7 protein-coding genes are annotated in these 6,444 nt (G+C 70.2%); 6 read left to right on the top strand and 1 reads right to left on the bottom strand.

All coding sequences use genetic code 11. The features are described 5' to 3' along the window. Together WA805_RS01425 and WA805_RS01430 are read left to right on the top strand one after the other, a co-directional pair. On the top strand, positions 1-599 hold a 599-nt coding region (locus WA805_RS01425), incomplete at its 5' end, for a LuxR C-terminal-related transcriptional regulator (protein ID WP_425241464.1). Between the two features lie 131 nt (positions 600-730). Then, positions 731-2,239, top strand: a complete 1,509-nt coding sequence (locus WA805_RS01430; protein WP_422281156.1) for an ATP-binding protein — start codon at positions 731-733, stop codon at positions 2,237-2,239. Between the two features lie 90 nt (positions 2,240-2,329). Here the strand turns inward: WA805_RS01430 and WA805_RS01435 are convergent, their stop codons facing one another. Beyond that, entirely contained in the window at positions 2,330-3,433 is a 1,104-nt protein-coding gene (locus WA805_RS01435) for a S1C family serine protease (protein ID WP_424562888.1), read from the bottom strand. A 187-nt stretch (positions 3,434-3,620) separates the two neighbouring features. Between WA805_RS01435 and WA805_RS01440 the strand changes: the two genes are divergently transcribed. The 4 genes from WA805_RS01440 to WA805_RS01455 all read left to right on the top strand — a co-directional run. Next, positions 3,621-4,025, top strand: coding sequence for a hypothetical protein (locus WA805_RS01440; RefSeq protein WP_422325842.1), 405 nt, complete (start codon positions 3,621-3,623; stop codon positions 4,023-4,025). Further along, entirely contained in the window at positions 4,022-4,225 is a 204-nt protein-coding gene (locus tag WA805_RS01445) for a hypothetical protein (protein ID WP_422277789.1), read from the top strand. The genes WA805_RS01440 and WA805_RS01445 overlap by 4 nt, the downstream gene beginning before the upstream one ends. 67 nt (positions 4,226-4,292) lie before the next feature. After that, entirely contained in the window at positions 4,293-5,270 is a 978-nt protein-coding gene (locus WA805_RS01450; RefSeq protein ID WP_425241465.1) for a DUF389 domain-containing protein, read from the top strand. Between the two features lie 87 nt (positions 5,271-5,357). Next, a partial coding sequence (locus WA805_RS01455; RefSeq protein WP_425241466.1) for a hypothetical protein occupies positions 5,358-6,444 on the top strand: 1,087 nt, incomplete at its 3' end.

The following is a 6,444-nucleotide window of genomic DNA, read 5'->3' on the forward strand; positions in this document are numbered from 1 at the left end:
CCGCCGAGCGGGCCGGCTCGTCGCCAGAAGCCGCGGTCACGCTCGCGCAGGCCCGGGCGGCCGCAGGGAACTGCGACGACATCCCGCGCCTGCTCGCCCCCATGCTCGCGGCTGACAGCCAGCTGCCGAACCCGGCCCGGCTGCAAGCACTGCTGCTGGATGCCAGGCTCAGTTACGCCGCCGATGACGCGGCACACGGTCGCCGCAGCCTGGAGTCCGCGCTGCGGATCGCGGAACGTGAGCAGCTCGGCCTGTCACTGGCGATGGAGCGCGGCTGGCTCGGGCCGGTGCTGCGGCGTGACCCTGAACTGGCCGACGCCCACCGGACCTTGCTGACCCTGGCCCTGGGCCGCCAGCAGCTGCCGGCCCCGGTGACCGCCGGGGATCAGGCACCGGTCCTGGTGGTCGAGCCGCTCACCGAGCGGGAGCTCGAGGTGCTCGTGCACGTCTCAGACATGCTGAACACGGCCGAGGTCGCCGACGAGATGTACATCTCCGTCAATACGGTTAAAACGCACCTCAGGAACATCTACCGCAAGCTGGCTACGTCGCACCGCAACGAGGCGGTCCGCCGGGCCCGCCAGCTCGAGCTGATCTGACGGTTATCCGGCCGTCAGGACTCACCCAGGGCGAAGGAGGCTGGGGGCCCGCGGGCGGACACTATGGCACTTGATCACAGGTCCGCCGTCACGGAAGCCTCGCCAGTCCCGGGAAAGCGAGATGGTCTGACATGGACGAGAAATCAGCGCTGGGCTCGCAGCTGGAGAGTTTCCGCGAAGCGCGCAGGGACATTGAAGCGTCCGTCCTGCCGCTCGCCACCTCCGTGGACGGGCGCCGGTTCAGCTTCCAGGCCTCGCTGCACGGCCTCGAGCTTCAGGCCGGCGGCTACGCGGTGCTCGATGACGGCGGCACGCGGCGTCTTGGCCAGGTGCTCTCCGTCGAACTTGACCATCAGCTGGCCGGGGAGCTGACGCTGCCGCCGCCCGCCGGTGGCGGCCCGGTGGCCCGGACGGAGCTCCAGGTCCGTTACGCGCGGGGCGAGGGAATCATCGTGGACGGCAGCAGCGCGCCGTTCCACGACGCGCTGATCCACCCGGCCGCCGGATCTGACGTCCTGGAGTGGCAGCAGCGCGAGACCGGGCCCTACGCGCAGCTCAGGCTGGGCGAGCTGGCGCTTGCCCCCGGGGTGCCCTGCGTGGCGGACGCCGCGGGTTTCAACCGGCACACGTTCCTGTGCGGCCAGTCCGGATCGGGCAAGACGTACTCGCTCGGCGTGATCCTCGAACGGCTCCTGACCGAGACGGACCTGCGCATGGTGATCTTCGACCCGAACTCGGACTTTACGCGCCTGGGCGAGGTGCGCCCTGGCGCGGACCCGGCGCTGGCCGGACGCTACCGTCAGGCGGCGCGCGGAGTCACGGTCTACTCCGCCGGCGCCCACGGCGAGCGAAGGCTCCGGCTGCACGTGGCCGACGTCGAGCCGGCGACCCAGGCGGCCGCCCTCCGGCTGAGCCCGATCGCCGACCGGGAAGAATACGCCGCGCTGGCGGCGATGCTCGCCGGCCAGGACCCGCCCACGATAGAGGTGCTGACCGGAAACGATCTTCCGGAGGCGGTACGGCTCAGCCTGCGCATCAAGAACCTCGGCGTGGACCGCTACTCGGTGTGGGCCCCCGGCGAGTCCGGTTCGGTCCTCGACGCGGTTCACGATCCGAGCGTCCGCTGTGTCGTCATCGACCTGGGCTCGCTGCCGAGCCGCGAGGAGCAGTCCCTCGTCGCCGCGACGGTGCTCGGTGATCTGTGGCGGCGGCGCCAGGAGCGCGATCCGGTCCTCATCGTGATCGACGAGGCGCACAACGTCTGCCCGGCTGAGCCGCCAGATCCCCTCGCGGCGGTGGCGACCGAGCACGCCATCAGGATCGCCGCCGAAGGCCGTAAGTTCGGGCTCTACCTGCTGCTGTCGACGCAGCGCCCGCAGAAGATCCCGGAAAACGTCCTCTCCCAGGCCGACAACCTCGTGCTCATGCGGCTGAACTCACTCGCCGACGCGGCTTTCGCGGAGGCGGTGTTCTCGTTCGTCCCGCCGAGCCTGATCGAGCGCTCGGCCATCTTCCGCCAGGGAGAGGCCCTGATCGCGGGCAAGATCTCGCCACGGCAGCCCGCCCTGCTCCGCTTCGGCGCGCGGCTCTCGGAAGAAGGCGGCGCTGACGTGCCCGCGACGTGGGCTGCTCGCCGCTGACAGCGGCTGGCTGATGGCGAGACCATCCAGACGAATGAGAACCGGCCCCGGGCGGTTGCGCCCGGGGCCGGCACTTCTCTGGCCGGAGGGTTATGGCTCGGTGCCCAGCGTGACCGTGGCCGTGGCCGACTGGCCGCCGCGCGAGTACTCGAGCTGTACCGTGGCGCCTGGTTTCATGGTCAGCGCCAGTTCCTGCAGCTGGACCGTGCCCGTCGCCGGCTGACCGTTGATCTTGGTGATCACGTCGCCCATGCGCAGCCCGGCCGTGGCGGCAGGGCCGCCGGGCGTCACCGTCTGGACGTAAAGCCCCTCGGGGACCCCGGCCTGAGCGGCGGCCGAGGGCGGTATCGGCACCGCCCCGAGGCCAAAGTACGCGTGGGTCACCGAGCCGGTGGAGATGATCTCGTCGGCGATGGTCATGGCGAGGTTCACCGGGATGGCGAACCCGAGCCCGATGCTGCCGCCGGGCGAGTTCGGCACCGCCGCGCCGGCGGTCGGTACCCCGATGAGCTGGCCCGAGCAGTTGACCATGGATCCGCCGCTGTTGCCCGGGTTGATGGCAGCGTCCGTCTGGATCGCCCCCACGAGCAGCGCCGCGCTGTTGTCTTCCCCGGGTACCTGGACGCTGCGGTCCAGCGCGCTGACGATGCCGGAGGTGACCGTGCCGGACAACCCGAGCGGCGCGCCGATCACCACGGCCGCCTGGCCGACGACGACCGACGACGAGGAACCGATCGCGATCACTTTCAGTTTGGCCGAGCTGTCGACCTTGAGCACGGCGAGGTCGGTCTGCGGATCCCGGCCGACGATGGTCGCGGGCGCGGTCTGCCCGTCGGCGAACTGCACCTCCACCGACCCGCCGTTGGCCGCTATCGCGATGACGTGGTTGTTCGTCAGGATGTAGCCGCCAGACTTGATGACCTCTCCGGACCCGGTACCGGCGCCCTCCGCGCCGCGGGCCGAGATCGTCACCACGGACGGGATGACCTGGTTGGCGACCGATGTGACATTGCAGACGCTGACCTGGCCGGAACTGGACCCGCTCGTCGTGGTGTTCGCCGCCGGCGTGGAGGTCGATGAATTCGCAGCGGACGCGATGCCCGCGCCTAGGCCGCCCCCGACTGCCAGCGCGGCGCCAAGCGCTGCCCACGGGAGCCAGCGGCGACCGCCGCGACCGTGCTTCGCCTCACTCATCTCAGTCACCTACTCGCGAACTAGCATGGCTTCGTTCCCTGAAACGGCTCGCGTGTCAGGCAGGCCTCCGTCGTCATTTCCGTGCCGACTGCCAGCATCCGGCGGCCGTGGCGCGGCCGGCATCACCCCGGCCGGACGATGTCCGGCGTCGCCGGGGAAAACGGGGCATGCCAGGCATGTCATCAGCGTGACTGAGCTCGGCGTGGCTGCCGCGTCTGACGACCTTCCCGTGCCGCAGCACGACGATCTCTGGCGGCTCGCCGCCGTGCCCCTCTCATCCCCGCCGGAGGAGGCGGCGACGGCAGGTGGCGGCGACGATGCGGAAGAGGCCCATGGAGAGGAGGCACCGGCGGTGAGCCTGAGCCGGCGTCAGTTGCGGACTCTCCGCGGTATCGAACAAGACCTGGCGTGCTCCGATCCGCGCCTGGACGATTTCTTCCTGCTCTTCTCTGGCGGGTTCCGGGGCTATGACATGCCCCCGGTGGAGCGCGTGTCACGCTGGCCGTCGCGGATGCTGGGCCGGCTGTGGGGCGGCCGGAACGTCACCGAGCGGGTGGCGGCCTGGTACGCCGGGAACTGGCATGACCCGTGACGACCAATCAGGTGCTGATCGGGATCGGCCTGATCCTGGTGCTCGCGGTGGGCTCCCAGGTGCTCGCCAGCCGGCTGAAGATCCCGGCGCTGATCATCCTCTTGCCGGCCGCACCAGGCCCGCCAACGGCGGCGCATCCGCCGACGGCAGCCTGCTGTTCCTGGTCCGGGCAGACGGCAGGCTCGCCCCGGTCACCATGAGCGGCCCGCCGCAGCCAGAGCCGGGCGACACCATGGTGCTGCTCTGCCCGGCCGCAGGCGGTCCGTGATGCTGCACGTCCGCCTAGTCAGCCCGGCCGCCCTCACCCGGTCGCTGACCGACCGGCTCGCCGCCGCCCCAGGCGTGCACAACCTCGTGGTGCGCGCGGGCGCCGCACGTCGGCCGGACGGGGACGCCGTCCAGTTCGACGTGCGTGACGCCTCCGCCAACCCGGTTTTCACGGCGCTACGCGAGCTCGGCCTCGACCGCGACGCCGTGATCTGCGTTGAGCGGGTCGACGCCACTCTCACCGGCCAGTCCGCGGCGGGCGGGCGGCACGGCGCGCTGCGCCGGGAGACCGCTCCGGTCTGGGAGATGGTGGAAGCGGTCATCCGCGACGGTGAGACGTACGCGCCCAGCTTCTACATCCTGCTGGCTATCGCCGCCCTGATCGGCGCCGTCGGCATCCTCACCAACTCGCAGATCCTCATCGTGGGCGCCATGGTGGTCGGTCCCGAGTACAACGCGATCATCGGCGTCGCGCTGGGCATCACCCGGCGGGCCAGGTCCGAGATACGGGACGGCCTGCTGGCGCTGTGCTGGGGATTCCTGGCTGCCATCGTGCTGAGCCTGCTGTTCGGTCTCGCGGTGCGCGCGTCGGGCAAGACCCCGGCGCCTTACCTGAAGGGCGTGCGCCCGGTCGCGGACCTGATAAACACCCCCAACATCTTCTCGGTGATCGTGGCCGTGCTGGCCGGGCTGGTGGGCGTGGTATCCCTAACCGAGGCCCGGGCCAACGCGCTCATCGGCGTGTTCATCTCGGTGACCACCATCCCGGCCGCCGCCTCGGTCGGCGTGTCGATCGCGTACTCGAGCTGGAGCGAGGCACGCGGGTCATTGCTCCAGCTCCTGCTCAACGTCGTCCTGCTCATCGTGGTCGGCGCGGCCGGGCTGCGCACCCAGCGCGCGATCTGGAGATCATCTGCGGCGGGTGATCCGCCGGGGCACCGCCGGCTCAGAGGATGGGGGCGTGACCGAACACTATGACGCGATCATCGTGGGCAGCGGCGCCGTCGGCGAGCACCTGCTCAGCCGGATGTCCTAGACCGCACGCAAATACGCCGGAGGTGCCCCTTGTCAGCTAACAGCGGTGAGCCAGGGCCGACAACCAAGGGCGGCGAACCCACGGCCGAAATACCCCAGACCAGGGAATCTACAGCCGAAATACCTGAGACCAGGGAACCCTCGACCGAGCACCTCAGCGACGACGAGCGGGCCGAGCTGGAACGACTGCGCGCCGAAAACGCCGAGCTCCACCACGACGGGGCCGCACGGCCGTCCCGGCGCCGCTTCAGCTGGCGAGCCTTGTTCGCCACCATCCTGATCGTGCTCGGCTGCGTGCTGGCCCCGATCTCCGTGGTCGGCGTGTGGGCCGGCAACCAGATAACCGACACCGGCCGGTACGTGGCCACCGTGCAGCCGCTGATCGACGACCCGGCGATCCAGAACGTGCTGACCGACAGGATCACGAACGAGATCACCAGCCGGCTGAACCTGACCGGAATCATCAACCAGGCCACCGCCCAGCTGCAGACCCGGGGGCTGCCGCGGATCAGCACGCTGCTCACCACGTTCGGCCCGCAGATCACCAGCGCGGTGACCGGCTTCATCCACAGCACCGTGCACACCGTCATCTCCAGTCAGGCCATGGCCAAGGCCTGGGTCCAGGTCAACACGGTCGCACACCAGGCGGTGGTCAAGCTGCTGTCCGGGCAGGGCAACGGCACGCTTACCTCGACCAACGGCCAGATCACGCTCAACCTGGCCCCGCTCATCGCCGTGGTCAAGCAGGCCCTGGTGGCGCGCGGGTTCTCGCTGGCCTCCAACATCCCCATCGTCAACGCGACGGTGCCGCTGTTCCAGTCCAAGGATCTCGGAAAGGCCCAAGCCGGCTACCGGCTAGTCTCCGACCTCAAGATCGTGCTACCCATCCTGGCGCTTGTGCTCCTCGCGGCCGGGGTATTCACGGCGCGCCGCCGCCGCCGGGCCCTGATCGTGGTGGGGCTGGGGGTGGCCGCGTCCATGGTGGTCCTGGCCATCGGCTTGCTGATCGCCCGGACCATCTACCTGAACAGCGTCCCCGCCAGCGTGCTGCCCACTGACGCCGCCGCGGCCGCGTTCGACGCGCTCGTCCACTTCCTCCGGGAGGGGCTGCGGGTGG

The sequence above is a fragment of the Trebonia sp. genome (genome assembly GCF_049794275.1).
In the GTDB taxonomy this organism is placed as follows: domain Bacteria; phylum Actinomycetota; class Actinomycetes; order Streptosporangiales; family Streptosporangiaceae; genus Trebonia.